The organism is Pseudomonas sp. PSB18 (assembly GCF_014596565.1).
In the GTDB taxonomy this organism is placed as follows: Bacteria; Pseudomonadota; Gammaproteobacteria; order Pseudomonadales; family Pseudomonadaceae; genus Aquipseudomonas.
In genome coordinates, this window is record NZ_NOIN01000008.1 from 24,599 (window position 1) to 41,929 (window position 17,331).

General features: G+C 62.7%; 13 protein-coding genes and 1 pseudogene. 7 read left to right on the top strand and 7 right to left on the bottom strand.

Annotation, left to right across the window (positions count from 1 at the left end):
* The first annotated feature begins 57 nt into the window (after window positions 1-57).
* Together purU and CGA22_RS18930 are read left to right on the top strand one after the other, a co-directional pair.
* Complete coding sequence (gene purU / locus CGA22_RS18925; RefSeq protein ID WP_041022929.1) at window positions 58-906, top strand: formyltetrahydrofolate deformylase; 849 nt, start codon at window positions 58-60, stop codon at window positions 904-906.
* Between the two features lie 192 nt (window positions 907-1,098).
* Window positions 1,099-1,263: a hypothetical protein gene (locus tag CGA22_RS18930; protein WP_175363036.1), complete on the top strand. Its 165-nt coding sequence runs from the start codon at window positions 1,099-1,101 to the stop codon at window positions 1,261-1,263.
* 12 nt (window positions 1,264-1,275) lie between these two features.
* Here the strand turns inward: CGA22_RS18930 and CGA22_RS18935 are convergent, their stop codons facing one another.
* The 4 genes from CGA22_RS18935 to CGA22_RS18950 all read right to left on the bottom strand — a co-directional run bounded on the left by CGA22_RS18935 (window position 1,276) and on the right by CGA22_RS18950 (window position 6,408).
* Window positions 1,276-2,271: a lysylphosphatidylglycerol synthase transmembrane domain-containing protein gene (locus CGA22_RS18935; protein WP_041022928.1), complete on the bottom strand. Its 996-nt coding sequence runs from the start codon at window positions 2,269-2,271 to the stop codon at window positions 1,276-1,278.
* Entirely contained in the window at window positions 2,268-3,041 is a 774-nt protein-coding gene (locus tag CGA22_RS18940) for a DUF2334 domain-containing protein (RefSeq protein WP_370444519.1), read from the bottom strand. The genes CGA22_RS18935 and CGA22_RS18940 overlap by 4 nt, the downstream gene beginning before the upstream one ends.
* A 10-nt stretch (window positions 3,042-3,051) precedes the next feature.
* Window positions 3,052-4,173 (bottom strand): glycosyltransferase family 4 protein, encoded by a 1,122-nt coding sequence (locus CGA22_RS18945; RefSeq protein WP_041022927.1) that lies wholly within the window; start codon window positions 4,171-4,173, stop codon window positions 3,052-3,054.
* A gap of 345 nt (window positions 4,174-4,518) precedes the next feature.
* Window positions 4,519-6,408, bottom strand: coding sequence for a methyl-accepting chemotaxis protein (locus CGA22_RS18950; protein WP_041022926.1), 1,890 nt, complete (start codon window positions 6,406-6,408; stop codon window positions 4,519-4,521).
* Window positions 6,409-6,596: 188 nt separating this feature from the next.
* Here CGA22_RS18950 and CGA22_RS18955 point away from each other — a divergent pair, with 188 nt between their 5' ends.
* Window positions 6,597-8,078, top strand: a complete 1,482-nt coding sequence (locus tag CGA22_RS18955; protein ID WP_041022925.1) for a helicase HerA-like domain-containing protein — start codon at window positions 6,597-6,599, stop codon at window positions 8,076-8,078.
* Window positions 8,079-8,218: 140 nt separating this feature from the next.
* Here the strand turns inward: CGA22_RS18955 and CGA22_RS18960 are convergent, their stop codons facing one another.
* The gene (locus tag CGA22_RS18960) at window positions 8,219-8,674 is read right to left on the bottom strand and encodes a DUF721 domain-containing protein (RefSeq protein WP_041022924.1); all 456 of its coding nucleotides are present in this window, start codon (window positions 8,672-8,674) and stop codon (window positions 8,219-8,221) included.
* A 297-nt stretch (window positions 8,675-8,971) separates the two neighbouring features.
* On the opposite strand from CGA22_RS18960, the gene secA reads away from it, so the two are divergent.
* The 4 genes and pseudogenes from secA to CGA22_RS18980 all read left to right on the top strand — a co-directional run bounded on the left by secA (window position 8,972) and on the right by CGA22_RS18980 (window position 14,566).
* Window positions 8,972-11,713 (top strand): preprotein translocase subunit SecA, encoded by a 2,742-nt coding sequence (secA, locus tag CGA22_RS18965; protein ID WP_041022923.1) that lies wholly within the window; start codon window positions 8,972-8,974, stop codon window positions 11,711-11,713.
* A 100-nt stretch (window positions 11,714-11,813) separates the two neighbouring features.
* Window positions 11,814-13,031, top strand: coding sequence for a bifunctional glutamate N-acetyltransferase/amino-acid acetyltransferase ArgJ (argJ, locus tag CGA22_RS18970; protein ID WP_041022922.1), 1,218 nt, complete (start codon window positions 11,814-11,816; stop codon window positions 13,029-13,031).
* A gap of 195 nt (window positions 13,032-13,226) precedes the next feature.
* Window positions 13,227-13,625 (top strand): annotated as a pseudogene (locus CGA22_RS18975) (glutathione S-transferase C-terminal domain-containing protein); the annotation flags it as partial.
* A complete protein-coding gene (locus CGA22_RS18980; protein ID WP_041022921.1) occupies window positions 13,622-14,566 on the top strand; it encodes a Nudix family hydrolase in 945 nt (314 codons plus the stop codon). The pseudogene CGA22_RS18975 and the gene CGA22_RS18980, both read left to right, overlap by 4 nt.
* A gap of 111 nt (window positions 14,567-14,677) precedes the next feature.
* Here CGA22_RS18980 and CGA22_RS18985 read toward each other — a convergent pair whose 3' ends face one another.
* Both CGA22_RS18985 and CGA22_RS18990 read right to left on the bottom strand, forming a co-directional pair.
* Window positions 14,678-15,259: a cob(I)yrinic acid a,c-diamide adenosyltransferase gene (locus tag CGA22_RS18985; RefSeq protein WP_041022920.1), complete on the bottom strand. Its 582-nt coding sequence runs from the start codon at window positions 15,257-15,259 to the stop codon at window positions 14,678-14,680.
* Between the two features lie 2 nt (window positions 15,260-15,261).
* The gene (locus CGA22_RS18990; RefSeq protein ID WP_041022919.1) at window positions 15,262-17,298 is read right to left on the bottom strand and encodes a HAMP domain-containing sensor histidine kinase; all 2,037 of its coding nucleotides are present in this window, start codon (window positions 17,296-17,298) and stop codon (window positions 15,262-15,264) included.
* Between the last annotated feature and the right edge of the window lie 33 nt (window positions 17,299-17,331).

Below are 17,331 nucleotides of genomic sequence, written 5' to 3' on the forward strand. Positions count from 1 at the left end.
CAGTTTTGCGGCGTAATGGCTAGAATGGCCGCCTTTGCGAAGTTCTGGAGTTCCCTAATGCGCACTTTTCGGCTGGTGATTGCTTGCCCGGACCGCGTCGGTATCGTTGCTAAAGTCAGTAACTTTCTGGCGTCCCATAACGGTTGGATCACTGAAGCAAGCCATCACTCGGACAATCAGAGCGGCTGGTTTTTCATGCGTCACGAGATTCGGGCCGACTCGCTGCCCTTTGGCATCGAGGCTTTCCGCGAGGCGTTCGCGCCCATTGCCGAAGAATTCTCGATGGACTGGCGTATCACCGACACCGCGCAGAAAAAACGTGTGGTGCTGATGGCCAGTCGTGAGTCTCACTGTCTGGCAGACCTGTTGCACCGCTGGCACAGCGACGAGCTCGACTGTGACATCGCCTGTGTGATTTCCAACCATGACGACTTGCGCAGCATGGTGGAGTGGCACGGCATCCCGTACTACCACGTACCGGTCAACCCGCAGGACAAGCAGCCGGCGTTCGCTGAAGTCTCGCGGCTGGTCAAGCAGCACGATGCCGAAGTGGTGGTGCTCGCCCGTTACATGCAGATCCTGCCGCCGGACCTGTGCAGCGAATACGCCCACAAGGTCATCAACATCCACCACAGCTTCCTGCCGTCGTTCGTCGGTGCCAAGCCCTACCACCAGGCCTCGATGCGAGGCGTGAAGCTGATTGGTGCCACTTGCCACTACGTGACCGAAGAGCTGGACGCCGGCCCGATCATCGAGCAGGACGTGGTGCGCGTCAGCCACAGCGACAGCATCGAAGACATGGTGCGTTTCGGCCGCGACGTGGAGAAGATGGTGCTGGCTCGGGGCTTGCGTTATCACCTTGAAGACCGGGTATTGGTGCACGGCAACAAGACTGTGGTGTTCTGACCACCGGGCCTGCCGGGCGTCCAGCTGGATAGGTCACAACCCGTGGGAGCCGAGCTTGCTCGCGATGGCGGCAGATCAGCAACATATTTGTTGACTGACATACCGCTATCGCGAGCAAGCTCGGCTCCCACAGGGGCGCTTGATCTTTAACTGATGGGCATTAGCTTGTAGAGGTCTTTCATGAGGCATGCCATGACCGATCCACTGGACAAAGCCACCTCCAAGGCCCCGGCCACCCTCGGTGAGGGTTGCCTGAGCCGCTATGATCCCGAAGAGCTGGGGCCGGAGGACGGCACGGAGTTTCCGGACGCCGCCGAACTGTGGAAACAGACCCATCCCCAGGACGATGCCGAGTAGGCATCGACCGCTTCAAGCCTCTCTGAGCTTCATCAGCTTCTTGATCAACGGACGGCCCACCATCAGGAAAAACACCGGCCCGCCCGCTACCAGATAAAAGTAGTAGGTCACCGCCCGCCAGATCAGGATCGCCGCCGCAGCGGTGGACTTGCCCACCATCGGCGCCAGCAAGGCGGCCGATGTCACCTCCGCCGCTCCGGCGCCGCCGGGCAACAGGCTGAATTGTCCCGCGCTGAGGGACAGCATCTGGATCAGGAAACTCCAGGCCCATTGCAGATCAGCGCCCAGCCCTTTCAAGGCCAGGTACAACACGCTATAGCGCAGGGCCCAATGCAGGCACGTCAGGCCGAAGACCTGGAGGAGCGTCTGCCGTGGCAATTTCAGCGTCGCGGTAAACGCTGCCAGGAAATGCAGGATCTTGCGCCCCCAGCGGCGGCGGGTACTGGCCTTGACACGCAAATGTCGCAGCAGCCTGGCGCCCAGCAGGATCAGCCGGCGATGATAGCGAGCCATCAGCGCACAGCCGATCAACCCGGCAAACAGCGAAAGCGCGCTCAGCGCCAGCATCGACTCCATGCGCTGGCTGAGATTCTGGAACAGCGCGTACAGCAGGATGCCCACCAGGGCGCAGAGGAAGAACAGCAGGTCGCTCAACTGGTCCATGGCGAACACCGCGCTGGCGTGGGCCGGGCGCACGCCGTTACGGGCCAGCAATGCCATCAGGGTCAACGGCCCACCACTGCCGCCGGGCGTCGCGCACATGGCGAACTCGGTGGACATCACCACGCCGATGCTCTTCAGTCCACCGATGCACTCACGTTGCTCACCCAGCAGCAGGCGCAGGCGCACGGAATTCAGCGCCCAGCAGAGCCCGATCATGCCCAGCATGCCCAATAGCAAGGACAAGGGGAAACGCTGCACCCGTGACCACATTTCCCCGCCCCCCACCAGCAGCGGTACCAACAGCGCCGTGAGCAGCGCCGCAGCCAGCCAGATCAGCCGTTTCATGCGGCGCGACTGACCCGCAGGCCTTGGGTGGCCAGCCAGTCGATCTTGGTCATCGGTACGCGACCGTCATTGAGCAGGCGCTTGAGGGTGCATAGCCAATAATTCCGGGAAAACCCATGGCGCATGTCTACCGGGTGCAGGCCCAGGCGGATCACCGGCGCTTGGCGCCAACGCTGCTCGCGTTGGTCGCTGAGCACTTTCGACAAACCACGGCGCCAGGCGCTGCGGGCGCTCCAGACCAGCCCCGGGGCGTCGATGGGGGTGAAGTCAGGCAGGCGATACAGGTGCTGGGTATCGCTGGTGTAACTCAACGGCAACTGGCGCAAGGCCTGGCGCGTGCCTTCGCTCATCAGCCAGGCCGGGGCGACGAAACCCTCCAGCGGCCACTGGTAACGCTCAAAGGTTTCGATACCGGCGCGCAGGCGGGCGAGGGCAGCTTCTTCGGACAGGCCGTAGAATTCACCCTCATGGGTATAGACCCGGCGCATGAACCATTCCCTGGGGTGGAGGGCCGGCGGACCGTCGTCGCAATGGTAATAGCCGTGCAACACCAATTCATCGCCACGCTCGACCCGGCTGTCGAGCAGGCGCCGGAAGTCCGGATGATCGTCCAGCGCGTTGGTGTGATGGAAGTCCGGCACCACCAGCCAGGTCATCGGCACGTGACCGAGCGCGTCGACGGCTTCGACGAAGGGCTGGTAGTCGGGCCAGGTTTGCGGGGCCACGTCGTGCAGTACCAGTAATACACTGGGCGAGTGATTCATCGGCATGGACCTCGTCTCAACCGTTGGCCTGTAGCGGCATCTGTTCGCCAAGCACGGCGTAATAATGCCCCAGCAGGCTGTTGACCACCGAATCCCAGGCGTAATGACGTTCGACGTGACGGCGCGCCAGCAAGCCGCGGCGTTGGCACCCTTCGGAGAAGAGCTGCCGCACGGCATTGGCCATGGCCTGTGGGTTATTCGGCGTGCATAACAGGCCGCAGTCTTCGTGGACGATCTCGGTGAACGCCCCGGCGGCGACCGCCACCACGGGAATGCCGCTGGCCATGGCTTCGAGGATGACCAGGCCGAAGGTTTCCTGATCGCCGGCATGCAGCAGGGCGTCGGCGCTGGCCATCAGCCGGGCAACTTGCGGCGCCGGACGGAACGCATCGATCACGGTGACGTTGTCCGGCACGATGGCGGGCATTGACGAGCCGACCAGCAGCAGGTGGTAGCGCTCGCCCAGGCGCTTCATGCATTTGAGCAGCACCGGCAGGTTCTTTTCCTTGGAACCGCGTCCGGCGAAGATCAGTAGGCGTGTGTCTTCGGCAATACCCAACTCGGCCCGCAGTTCCGGGTCGCGGGCGCCGGGGTTGAAGGTCTGCAGGTCCACGCCCAATGGCTGCACATGGACATTGCGCACACCCAACCCGGCCAGCTTGTCGGCCATGACCTGGCTGGGCGCCAGGACCCGGTCGAAGTTACCGTACAACTTGCTGACGTAGGCTTCGATGTTGGGAGTAAACCAATTGCCCATGCGATTGCTCACCAGCAGGGGCAGGTCGGAGTGATAGAACCCGATGACGGGCACGTCCAGCTGGCGTCGGGCGTCCAGTGCGGCCCAGGCAGTAAGGTAGGGGTCGCCGACTTCGATCAGGTCCGGTTGCAGATCGCGCAGAGCATTGCGCCAGGGCGCCAGGCGCAGCGGGAAGCGGTAGCCCTTGCCGAAGGGCAGCGCAGGGGCGGGCACCTTGTAGACCCCATCCTGCTCGCTCAAATGCGCGCCGGGAATCAGCAGACTGTGGCGGATGCCGGGCCGATCCCCCAGGCGACGATGCTTGGCATCCAGATAAGTGCGCACGCCTCCGCTGGCGGGGGCGTAGAACATGGTTATGTCCGCTATATGCACGATGAACATCCCTCCGGTCTGTGTTCTCCTGTGTTGACCTTTATGAAGAATAGATGTTCGGTTGGGTTGTGGTGGGGGGCAGTTGAGCAATGGATGGACTGGAGGGCGCCATCGCGAGCAGGCTCGCTCCCACAGGGGGGCAGGGGGCCGCTCGCAGCCTGTGTGCCCACTGGAGATCCTATGTGGGAGCGAGCCTGCTCGCGATGGCGGCTCCCCATCCAACATCACTTCAAGCTGATCCACCGCTTTCGCGAGCAAGCCCGCTCCCACAGCGGCTTGGGGCGGACGCAGGCTGTGTGCCCACGAAGATCCGCTGTGGGAGCGGGCTTGCTCGCGAAAGGGCCCTTGAGTGCGCTAGATACGGAAACTGCCCACCAACTGTTTGAGCCGCGCCGCCTGCTGCTCAAGATCGGAACATGCGCGCAAGGTGGATTGCAGGTTTTCCACACCTTCCTGGTTCAGGGTGTTGATCTCGGTGATGTCCACGTTGATCGACTCCACCACGGCCGTCTGTTCCTCGGTGGCCGTGGCCACCGACTGGTTCATGCCGTCGATTTCACCGATGCGCAGGGTCACGCTGTTCAGGCGTTCGCCGGCCAGGTTGGCGATCTCCACGCTCTCCTGGCTGTGGCGCTGGCTGTCATTCATGGTCGTGACCGACGCCCGGGCGCCGACCTGCAACTCCTCGATCATGGTCTGCACCTGTTGCGCCGACTCCTGAGTGCGATGGGCCAGGTTGCGCACCTCATCGGCCACCACGGCAAATCCGCGCCCGGCCTCGCCGGCCCGGGCGGCTTCGATCGCCGCGTTGAGGGCCAGCAGGTTGGTTTGCTGGGAAATGCTGGTGATCACTTCCAGGATCTGGCCGATGTTCACGGTCTTGCTATTGAGCGATTCGATGTTACTGCTTGATGTGCTCAGCAGATCAGACAGCCGGTTCATCGCGGCAATGCTGCGGTCTACCACCTGCTGGCCGTCTTCCGCCAGGCCACGGGCATCGCTGGCCTGATGGGACGCCTGGGCGGCATTGCGGGCGATTTCCTGGGCGGCGGCGCCCAATTGGTTGATGGCTGCGGCGACGCTGTTGGTCCGGCTGGACTGTTCGTCGGAATTGACCATCGACGAGTTCGAGGCGCTCACCACGCGCAAGGCCACTTCGTTGACGTGCGCGGTGGCGGAAGACACTTCGCGGATCGACCCGTGGATCCGCTCCACGAAGCGGTTGAACGCAGTGCCCAGGATACCGAATTCGTCCTGGCTCTGGATCGTCAGGCGTTTGGTCAGGTCGCCCTCGCCGTCGGCGATGTCCTCCATGGCCCGGGTCATGACATGCAATGGTTGGATCAGGAGACGAATCAGCATGCTCAGCAGCGCGATGATGAAGACCACGGCAATGACCGTGGCAATCACCGCCGAGGTTCGGAAATTGCTCAGCATCGAGTAGGCCTGATCCTTGTCGACCGACACACCGACGTACCAGTTCACCGAGGGCAGGCCCTTGATCGGGGTGAAGGTGACGATGCGCGTATGGCCGTCAACCTCGACTTCGCTGATCTGGTCGCTGATTTTTGGTGTGTTTTGCGGATAGGCATCGTTCAGGGTCTTCATGACCAGGGCTTTATCGGGGTGCACCAGGATCTTGCCGTCGGCGCTGACCAGGTAGGCGTAGCCCATGCCGTCGAAATCCACGGTCTTGAGGTTGTCGATGATGGTCTGCAGGCTCAGGTCGCCGCCTACCACGCCGACACTTTGTCCGTTGTTCCTGGACGCGGTGGCAATGGAGATGATCAGTCCGCCGCTGGCGGCATCGATGTAGGGTTCGGTCAGGGTCGCGGTGCCGCTGCTTTCGGCGCCTTTGTACCAAGGGCGTACCCGGGGATCGAAGCCATCGGGCATCTTCGCGTCGGGGCGTATGATGAAGCTGCCCTTGGCATCACCCAGGTAGGACGCCATGAAGGTGGAAGTCAGCGCTTTCTGTTCCAGCAAGCGGGTGACACTGGCCTGATCCGGAGTGACGGCGATGTTCTGCGCCAGGTTTTCGATCAGCAGGATACGGCCGCTCAGCCAGGTCTGGATGTTGCTCGCCGTGACGTCGCTCATTTCATGCAGGTAGCTGTCGAGGTCGTCACGAATGGCGTTGCGTTGCAGGTAATCGTTGTAGGCGGTGAATGAAGCGAAGGCCGCTATGACGATCAGTGCGGCGGCAAGCAGGATTTTGTGGCTGAAACGCAGGTTTTTGTTCATGGCTCGGGGTTCCGCGGAGTCTTATAGCTCTGGGCGTGCTTTTATATGAAAAGTTCGAAAAAAGGCGCCGTGTTGAAAGTTCTGATATTTCCTTCTCTCCCTGGGGAATTATCCGACCGTGTTTTCACTGAGGTCTGTCGCTTCCTATATCGGCCATACTTGGCTAGAAATTAATCACAGGTGACCACATGCCTGACTCACTGCAACTCGTTATCGGGGCCGACCTCGCCGGCCAGCCCATTGGCCAGGCCATGCGCCTGGCGAACCGTCATGGCCTGGTGGCAGGTGCCACCGGTACCGGCAAGACCGTTACCCTGCAGCGCCTGGCCGAAGCCTTCAGCGATGCTGGCGTGGCGGTGTTTGCGGCGGACATCAAGGGCGACCTTTGCGGGCTCGGCGCCGCCGGCAACCCCCAGGGCAAAGTCGCTGAGCGCATTGCCGGCATGCCCTGGCTCGAACATAAGCCCCGGGCTTATCCGGTGACCCTGTGGGACGTTCACGGCCAGTCCGGGCACCCGCTGCGCACCACCCTCAGCGAGATGGGGCCGTTGCTGCTCGGCAGCCTGTTGGAACTGACCGACAGCCAGCAGGCGGCGTTGTACGCCGCGTTCAAGGTGGCGGATCGTGAAGGCCTGTTATTGCTGGACCTCAAGGACCTGAAGGCCCTGCTCAACCACCTCAAGGACAATCCGGTGCTGTTGGGGGACGATGCGGCCCTGATGACCACCGGCTCCAGCCAGGCGCTGTTGCGGCGCTTGTCCACCCTGGAACAGCAGGGGGCCGACGCGTTGTTTGGCGAACCGGCCTTGCAGCTCGAAGACATCCTGCAACCGGACGGCGACGGTCGTGGCCGCATTCATTTGCTGGACGCCAGTCGTCTGGTCCACGAGGCGCCCAAGGTCTACGCGACGTTCCTGCTGTGGCTGCTGGCCGAGCTGTTCGAGCAATTGCCCGAGCGCGGCGATGCGGACAAACCGTTACTGGCACTGTTCTTCGATGAGGCGCATTTGCTGTTCGCCGGTACACCGAAGGCGTTGCAGGAGCGCTTGGAACAAGTGGTGCGCCTGATCCGCTCCAAAGGCGTCGGGGTATATTTCGTCACTCAATCCCCAGGCGACTTGCCGGACGACGTCCTGGCGCAGTTGGGATTGCGCATCCAGCATGGCCTGCGGGCCTTTACCGCTAAGGAACAGAAATCCCTGCGGGCGGTGGCCGACGGCTTTCGGCCGAACCCTCAGTTTGACGCCCTGGCCGTGCTTACCGAACTGGGCATCGGCGAGGCCCTGGTGGGCACCCTGCAGGAAAAGGGCACGCCGGAGATGGTCCGGCGGGTGTTGGTGGCGCCGCCGCAGTCGCGCATCGGACCGCTGACCGAGGCCGAGCGCGCCGGCTTGATCGCCCGTTCGCCATTGCAGGGACGCTACGATAAACCCATTGATCGCGAATCGGCCTATGAAGTGCTGATGGGCCGCAAGGGCCTGGAGCCCGAAGTGGCGCCCGGCAAACCGGTGGCCGAGGAGCCGAGCTTTACCGAAAAGGCCGGGGAATTTCTCGGCACGGCGGCGGGCCAGGCATTGAAATCGGCGATGCGCCAGGCGGCCAATCAATTGGGGCGACAGTTGGTGCGAGGGTTGATGGGATCATTGCTGGGAGGCAGCAAACGGCGGTAGCTCAAGAACCGGGGCGCGCTCATCGCGAGCAGGCTCGCTCCCACAAGGGATCGCATGCGGTTCCTCTCACAGGAGATCGCATGCGGTTCACTGTGGGAGCGAGCCTGCTCGCGATGGCTGCCTGCCGGGCAATGGAGGTCTCAGGGCTTGGCCCTGGCATGGGCCGCCAACCGCTCCAGCGCGGCCCGCAGGCTCGGATCGCTGATGCCGTCCGCGGTGGCCTGGATGGTTTCGGCGGCGTCGGTGGACAGGTCCAGGGTATGCCCCTTGGCCCCGGCCTGTACGGTGGGTGGCTGCACCTTGAAGAGAATCCGCGTCAGGCTGGCAAACTCCTCGAATGCCTGCAATTGACGCAGCAGGCGTTTCTGTTGGTAGCGCAGGCGCGTGGCCCAGTGACCATCCGTGACGATCAACAGCAAACTGCCTTCACGCCAGGACGCCACGTGGCAGTGTTCGCGGGCGGCGGGCTGCAACTGGCTGTCCAGCAGGCGTTGCAGGTGGCCCAGGCGCTTGGCGTGGCCGAAGATGGCTTTCAGCGGTTTGGCTTCGCGCAACAGAACGGCGGGAGCCTTGGCTGGGAGAGGGCGGAAGGCCATGAACGAATACCGCGAGTGACAGAGGCGCCATGGTAGCAGAAAGCGCCCGGTACGCCTCGGCCAATGGCTGTTTACTCACACAAACAGTAGGAACTTATGCGTTTTGTGGGTTGAACTTCGCGTAAAAGCCCTTATTTTAGGAGGGCCCCGTCACAGCGCTGTGCCAGCATCGTGGATAACGCCACTTTCCTCACCATCGTTTCCGGGTAGAATGCTCGTTCGCATGCGGCCATGAGGGCTGCACGGGCGACTCACGGGGCCGCCCTCCATCCCTTTAGTGTGGAAGATCCTGCCGATATGTTTGCGCCTTTGTTAAAGAAACTCTTTGGAAGCAAGAACGAGCGTGAAGTCAAACGCATGCTCAAGACGGTACAGATCGTCAATGCCTTCGAAGAGCAAATGGTGGCCCTTTCGGACGATCAGTTACGCGCCAAGACTGCCGAATTCAAGGACCGCATCGCCAAGGGGGAAACCCTCGACCAGCTCCTGCCCGAAGCGTTTGCGGTTGCCCGCGAAGCCGGCAAGCGGGTCATGGGCATGCGCCACTTCGACGTCCAGTTGATCGGCGGCATGACCTTGCACGAAGGCAAGATCGCCGAAATGCGCACCGGTGAGGGTAAAACCCTCGTGGCGACCCTGGGTGTCTACCTCAACGCGCTGTCCGGCAAGGGCGTGCACGTGGTGACGGTCAACGACTACCTGGCCCGCCGCGACGCCAACTGGATGCGCCCGCTCTACGAATTCCTCGGGCTGACCGTCGGCGTGGTCACGCCGTTCCAGCCGCCGGAAGAGAAACGTGCCGCCTACGCTGCCGACATCACCTACGGTACCAACAACGAATTCGGTTTCGACTACCTGCGCGACAACATGGCGTTCAGCCTGGAAGAAAAATTCCAGCGTGAACTCAATTTCGCGGTCATCGACGAAGTCGACTCCATCCTCATCGACGAAGCCCGTACCCCGCTGATCATTTCCGGTCAGGCCGAGGACAGCTCCAAGCTGTACATGGAGATCAACAAACTGATCCCGCAGCTCAAGCTGCACGTCGAGGAAGTCGAAGGCGAAGTGACCCAGGCCGGGCACTTTACCGTTGACGAGAAGACCCGCCAGGTCGAACTCAACGAAGCCGGTCATCAATACATCGAGGAAGTGCTGACCCGCGTCGGCCTGCTGGCCGAAGGCGAAAGCCTGTACTCGGCCCATAATCTGGGCCTGCTGACCCACGTCTATGCCGGCCTGCGTGCCCACAAGCTGTTCCATCGCAACGTCGAATACATCGTGCAGGACGGCCAGGTGGTGCTGGTCGACGAGCATACCGGTCGTACCATGCCCGGCCGTCGCCTGTCCGAAGGCCTGCACCAGGCCATCGAAGCCAAGGAAGGCCTGAACATCCAGGCCGAGAGCCAGACACTGGCCTCGACCACCTTCCAGAACTACTTCCGCCTGTACAACAAGCTGTCCGGCATGACCGGTACCGCCGACACCGAAGCGTTCGAGTTCCACCAGATCTACGGCCTGCAAGTGGTGGTGATCCCGACGAACAAGCCGCTGGCGCGTAAAGACTACAACGACCTGGTGTTCCTGACCGCCGAAGAGAAGTACGCGGCGATCATCAACGACATCAAGGACGGCATGGCCCAGGGTCGTCCGATCCTGGTGGGTACCGCCACCATCGAAACCTCCGAGCACATGTCCGCATTGCTCAACAAGGAAGGCATCGAGCACAAGGTCCTCAACGCCAAGTTCCACGAGAAGGAAGCCGAGATCATCGCCCAGGCCGGTCGCCCGGGCGCGCTGACCATCGCCACCAACATGGCCGGTCGCGGTACCGACATCCTGCTGGGCGGCAACTGGGAAGTGGAAGTCGCCTCCCTGGAAAACCCGACGCCCGAGCAGATCGCGCAGATCAAGGCCGACTGGCAGAAGCGTCACCAACAGGTGCTCGAATCCGGTGGCTTGCAGGTGATCGCTTCCGAGCGTCATGAATCGCGCCGTATCGACAACCAGTTGCGTGGCCGTGCCGGTCGCCAGGGTGACGCCGGTTCCAGCCGCTTCTACCTGTCCCTGGAAGACAGCCTGATGCGTATCTTCGCTTCTGACCGGGTGAAGAACTTCATGAAGGCCCTGGGTATGCAGCCTGGCGAAGCGATCGAACACCGCATGGTGACGAACGCCATCGAGAAGGCCCAGCGCAAGGTCGAAGGACGCAACTTCGATATCCGCAAGCAACTGCTCGAGTTCGACGACGTCAACAACGAACAGCGTAAAGTGATCTATCACATGCGTAACAGTTTGTTGGCCGCCGACAACATCGGTGACACCATCGCCGACTTCCGCCAGGAAGTGCTCGACGCTACCGTCAGCGCTCATATTCCACCGCAGTCGCTGCCGGAGCAGTGGGACATCGCCGGCCTGGAAGCTGCCTTGCGCAGCGACTTTGGCGTGTCGTTGCCGATCCAGCAGTGGCTCGACGAAGACGACCACCTGTACGAGGAAACCCTGCGCGAGAAGCTGCTGGCCGAACTGATTGCCGCGTACAACGAGAAAGAAGACCAGGCCGGCGCCGAAGCGCTGCGCTCCTTCGAGAAGCAGATCGTGTTGCGGGTACTGGACGACCTGTGGAAAGACCACCTGTCGACCATGGATCACCTGCGCCACGGTATCCATCTGCGCGGTTATGCCCAGAAGAACCCGAAGCAGGAATACAAGCGTGAATCCTTCACCTTGTTCTCCGAGCTGCTGGACTCGATCAAGCGCGACTCGATCCGCGTGCTGTCCCACGTCCAGGTTCGCCGCGAAGACCCGGCCGAAGAGGAAGCCCGACTGCGTCAGGAAGCCGAGGCCCTGGCCGCGCGCATGCAGTTCGAACACGCCGAAGCCCCTGGCCTGGAAGTGTCCCAGGCCCAGGAAGAGGGAGTCGATGTGGATGTCGCCCTGGCGACCGCGCCGGTGCGCAACGAGCAGAAGCTGGGCCGTAACGAACTGTGCTATTGCGGTTCGGGCAAGAAATACAAGCATTGCCACGGGCAGATCCAGTAACGCCCGTTTCAAACGCTGAATGACCCGCGCCGCGACAGGCAACCTCTGTCGCGGCGTTTTGCCATTTGATTCAGACATACATTTATTGAGGAGCGCATTCATGGCTGTTGGTCTTGGTCCGTTGCCAACGTTGCACCCGGTTGCCGGTTTTGAACTCGGTATCGCCTCGGCGGGCATCAAGCGTCCCGGGCGCAAGGATGTGGTGGTCATGCGTTGTGCCGAAGGCTCGACGGTTGCCGGTGTGTTCACCCTCAACGCTTTTTGTGCCGCACCGGTCATCCTCGCCAAGCAACGCGTCCAGGGGCCGGTGCGCTACCTGCTGACCAACACCGGTAACGCCAATGCCGGCACCGGTGCGCCGGGCCTGGCCGCCGCCGAGCGCACCTGCGCCAAGCTGGCTGAGCTGACCGGCGTCAATGCTACCCAGGTGCTGCCGTACTCCACGGGGGTGATCGGTGAGCCGTTGCCGGTCGAGAAGATCGAAGGCGCGCTGCAGGCCGCCCTCGATGATCTGTCGGAAAACAACTGGGCCGCCGCCGCCACCGGCATCATGACCACCGACACCTTGCCCAAGGGCGCGAGTCGTCAGTTCCAGCACGACGGCGTGACGGTCACCGTCACCGGCATCAGCAAGGGCGCCGGCATGATCCGTCCGAACATGGCGACCATGCTCGGCTACATCGCGACCGACGCCAAAGTTTCCCGCCAGGTGCTGCAGGACCTGATGCTCGACGGCGCCAACAAGTCGTTCAATCGCATCACCATTGACGGCGACACGTCGACCAACGACTGCTGCATGCTGATCGCCACCGGCAAGGCCAACCTGCCGGAAATCACCGAAGCCAGCGGCCCATTGTTCGCGGCCCTGAAGCAGGCGGTGTTCGAAGTGTGCATGGAAGTGGCCCAGGCCATCGTCCGTGACGGCGAAGGGGCGACCAAGTTCGTGACCGTGCAGGTCAACGGTGGTGGCAATCACCAGGAATGCCTGGATGTCGGCTACACCGTGGCGCACTCACCGCTGATCAAGACCGCGCTGTTCGCCTCGGACCCGAACTGGGGCCGGATCCTCGCAGCCGTCGGCCGTGCCGGCGTGCCGGACCTGGACGTGAGCAAGATCGACGTGTTCCTCGGCGAAGTCTGCATCGCCAGCCAAGGCGCCCGCGCCGCGACCTACACCGAAGCCCAGGGGGCGGCGGTGATGCAACAGGAAGAAATCACCATCCGTATCGAACTGGGACGTGGCGATTGCAGCGAGACGATCTGGACCACCGACCTGTCCCATGAGTATGTGAAGATCAACGCCGAGTACCGGACTTAACAAGGCCTGGGACCGAGTTGCGCCTATCGCGAGCAGGCTCGCTCCCACAGGGGATTTGTGCTGGAAACAGGCTTATGCCAGCCTGCAGATCTCCTTGTGGGAGCGAGCCTGCTCGCGATGGCGTTGGAACAGACCTGCACTATTTCTGAATAGCCACAAGAAAGGACTCCAGATATGAGCCTGCATCTGATCATCAAGGTCCCGCTGCTCCAGACCGAAACGGGTGTCATCGCCGACTCCCTGGCGATTGCCGAATACCTGGCCGAACAGTTTCCCGACGCCGGCCTCTGGCCCAAGGCTGTGGCCGCCCGGGCCCACGACGCGCCGTTGTCGCCCATGCCGGCCGATGTCCAGGCGGAAATCGAGCGGATGTTGGCGCTGTGGGCCGAGTGCCGTGCCGTGGCGACCGAAGCCGGCCCATACCTGTCCGGCACCTTGAGCCTGGCGGACGCGTTTTTCGCGCCGGTCGCCGTGCGCTTGCGTAGCTATCAGGTGGAACTGCCGGAGGTCGATGCGGCCTATGTTGAAACCCTTTATCAATGGCCGGCGTTCAAGGCGTGGCAACAAGCCGGTCTGGAGGAAACAGCGCGGTGAAACGAGTACACGTAGCGGCGGCGGTCATTCGCGACGCCGCCGGCAAGATCCTGATCGCCCGGCGTGCCGACACCCAGCACCAGGGTGGCCTTTGGGAGTTTCCCGGCGGCAAGGTTGAACCGGACGAGTCCGTCGAGACAGCCTTGGCCCGCGAGCTACATGAAGAGCTGGGGATAGTGGTCGACGCTGCCCGGCCGTTGATCAAGGTCTGTCACGATTATCCGGACAAACAGGTCTTGCTGGATGTCTGGGAAGTCTCGGCGTTCTCCGGCGAACCCCATGGCGCCGAAGGGCAACCGCTGGCTTGGGTCACGGCCCGGGATCTGACCCATTATGAGTTTCCGGCCGCCAACCAGCCGATCGTCGCGGCGGCACGTTTGCCCGGCGAATACCTGATCACCCCGGAAGGCCTTGAAACACCGGCCCTGTTGCGGGGCATGCAGAAGGCTATCGCGGGCGGAATCAAGCTGGTCCAGTTGCGGGCGCCCAATGGCTACGATCCGCAATACCGTGATCTGGCGGTGGATGCGGCGGGGTTGTGTGCCGGCAAGGCGCAGTTGATGCTCAAGGGCCCTTTCGAGTGGCTGGGGGACTTCCCTTCCGCCGGCTGGCACGTCACCGCCGCGCAACTGCGCAAGCATGCGGCGGCCGGTCGCCCCTTCGGCAAGGACCGTTGGCTGGCCGCTTCCTGCCATAGCGCCGAGGAGCTCTCCCTGGCACAGCAGATGGATGTGGACTTCGTGACGCTCTCGCCCGTGCAACCGACCCAGACCCATCCCGAGGCCCAGCCATTGGGGTGGGAAGAGGCTTCGCGGCTGATCGAGGGTTTCAACCGCCCGGTGTATCTGTTGGGCGGGGTGGGGCCTACCGAGCGGCAGAAGGCCTGGGAGGCCGGCGCGCAGGGTGTGGCGGGGATTCGGGCGTTTTGGCCAGAGGCTTGATTCTGTGGTGTATACGCTGACGTCATCGCGAGCAGGCTCGCTCCCACAAGGGAACCGCGATCAAACTGTGGGAGCGAGCCTGCTCGCGATGACGTCCTCACAGGCGACGAATCACTCCCCAGGCTTGGCCGCCGCCGCCCAAAGCACCTCCGCCACCCCCTGCCGCCGGGCAATCACCCGTGCCGCCACGAACAACAGATCCGACATCCGATTGATATAGGCCAGCCCCGGCCCGGCCAGCGGCTCGACGGCGTTCAACTGCTGGCAACGGCGTTCGGCACTACGGGCCAGGCTGCGACAGACGTGGGCCTGGGCCACCAGGTTCGAGCCGCCGGGCAGGATGAAGTTTTCCAGCGGCCCCAGCTCTTCGTTCCACAGGTCGATGGCCGCTTCCAGTCGCTCGACTTCCGCCGGGGTCAGTGCCTGATAGGCCGGCATCGCCAGTTCGCCACCGAGGTCGAACAACCGATGCTGACAGGGCGCCAACACTTCGATGATCTCCCTTAGCGCAGGGTATCGGCTCGCCTCATCGGCAAGCCCGGCCAACAGCAATCCCAGCTGGCTGTTCAAGCTATCCACTTCGCCGATGGCCTCGACCCGTGGGTGGTCCTTCGCCACGCGACGACCATCGCCCAACCCGGTTTCACCCTTGTCGCCGGTGCGGGTGTAAATCTTCGACAGGCGAAAGCCCATGCTCAGCGCTCCAGTTGCTTGTGTTCTTGGGGCATCATCGAAATGCCCGCCAGGGGCAGGCGCAAGGTGAAGCAGGTGCCTTGGCCCGGCGCCGACTGCACTTCCATCTGGCCCTTGTGGTTATTGGTGATGATGAAATACGACACCGACAGTCCCAGCCCCGTGCCCTGGCCGATTTCCTTGGTGGTGAAGAACGGCTCGAAGGTGCGTTTGCGCACGTTTTCGCTCATGCCGATGCCGTTGTCCTCGACCTGGATTTCCGCCCAGGGCGGGTTCAGCCGCGTGCGCAGGATAATGCGCCCGGGTTCGCTGTCGTCCTGGCGTTGGTGAATGGCCTGGGCGGCGTTCTTCAACAGGTTGAGCAGCACCTGCTCCAATTCGTTGGCGGTGCCGGGCACCGGGCCCAGGTTCGGGTCGAACTGACGGATGATCGCCTGGCCCTTGAAGTCGAAGCCGATCGCCAGGTCGAAATCGTTGCCGGCGATTTCCACCGCCTGGTCGATCAGGGCCGGCAGGTCGCAGGGGGCCATCTGTCGTGTACTGCGACGGCTGAAACTGAGCATGTGAGTGACGATTTTCGCCGCTCGGGCGCCGGCCTGCTGGATGCCATCGAGCAACTGCGGGATGTCCCGGCCCTGGAGGTACTGATTGACCGCCTGCAGTTCGATACCCAGTTGCTCGGCCTGTTCGAGGTTCTTGGGCAGTTCCGGTGACAGGCGGCGGCGGATGTTCTGTACGTTGTGCAGGATGGCCCCCAGCGGGTTGTTGATCTCATGGGCCATGCCCGCCGCGAGACCGCCGACCGAGAGCATTTTTTCCGACTGCACCATCATCTCTTCCAGCGACAGGCGCTGGGTGATGTCATCGATCCGGATCACCACCCCGCGCCCTGCGCCCCCCATCAGCGGGTAGAAGGTCAGGGCGTAGTGCCGGGCTTCATCGTCCTTGGTCCAGGTGACGCGTTCGATCTTGGCCACCGTGTGCTGCTCCACCGTTTGCTTGAGCTGCGGCAGGTACGGCTTGAGGGGTTCGAACGCGAGGAATATCGGCTGATTCAATGCTTCGTCCAGCCGGGTGCCGGAAAGGGCACTGGCCTCCTGGTTCCATTGGGTGACGTAGAGCTGTTCATCGAGGGCGATCAGGGCCGATGGCATGGAGTCGATGATGCTGTTGAGGTAGTTCTGGAAGCCGGTGAGCTTTTTCTCGATCTTGCTGCGCACCTGGACTTCGAGTTCCAGCTTGCGGTTGGTGTGCCGGGTTTCTTCCGCCAGGCCTTGGGCCTGGTCGTAGGCCGCCTGGGAGTCGTCCCGGGCGCGCTTGAGCTGCTGCTCCCGGGCCTCGATCCGTGACAGCATGGTGTTGAAGGCTTCGGCCAGGCTACCGATTTCGTCATGGTTGCCACGGGCGGCGCGCAGGGAATAGTTTTCCTCCCGGGTAACCTGGCGCGACAGCTCTTCCAACTGATGAATCGGCCGGGTGATCAGGCGTTTGATCTGCTGGGCGATGACCAGCCACAGCAGCACGCTGAAAATCAGGATGCCGAGGCTGGCGGTCAGGGTGCCGGTGTAGAACGCCGTAGGCAGTTCACTGCTGGCGACCAGCAGCAGGTGGCCCGGTGCCGTACCGGGGCGGGGCAGGGTGATGACCTGGTTGCTGCGGAATTCACCGGCCTGCCAGGCCTGCACGTTGCGGAAATGATCCGGCAGCTTGAGCTTCTCACCCTGCTGCAGTTGCGCCAGGCGCTCGCCCTCGCCGTCATACAGCGCCGCCGCCCGCAGCGGGGCATAGCTGTTGAGTTCGTCGAGCAGACGCTTGGCGCCTTGTGGCGATTGCAGGGCATCTGAGATCAGGCTCGGGTTGGCGATCAGCCGGCCGATGGTCTGCAGGGCCTGGGGGGCCATGCTTTCCTGGGAAATGTAGTAGGCGGCGCTGATAAAGGTCAGGTTGGCGACCAGCAGGACAGTGGTCAACAACACCAACAGGGCGGCCAACAGTTTCTGGCCGACCGGCAGGTTTTCAAGGCGCTGGCGCAATGGCATCAGATTCGTCGCTGAAAAGGAACACGAGGCCAG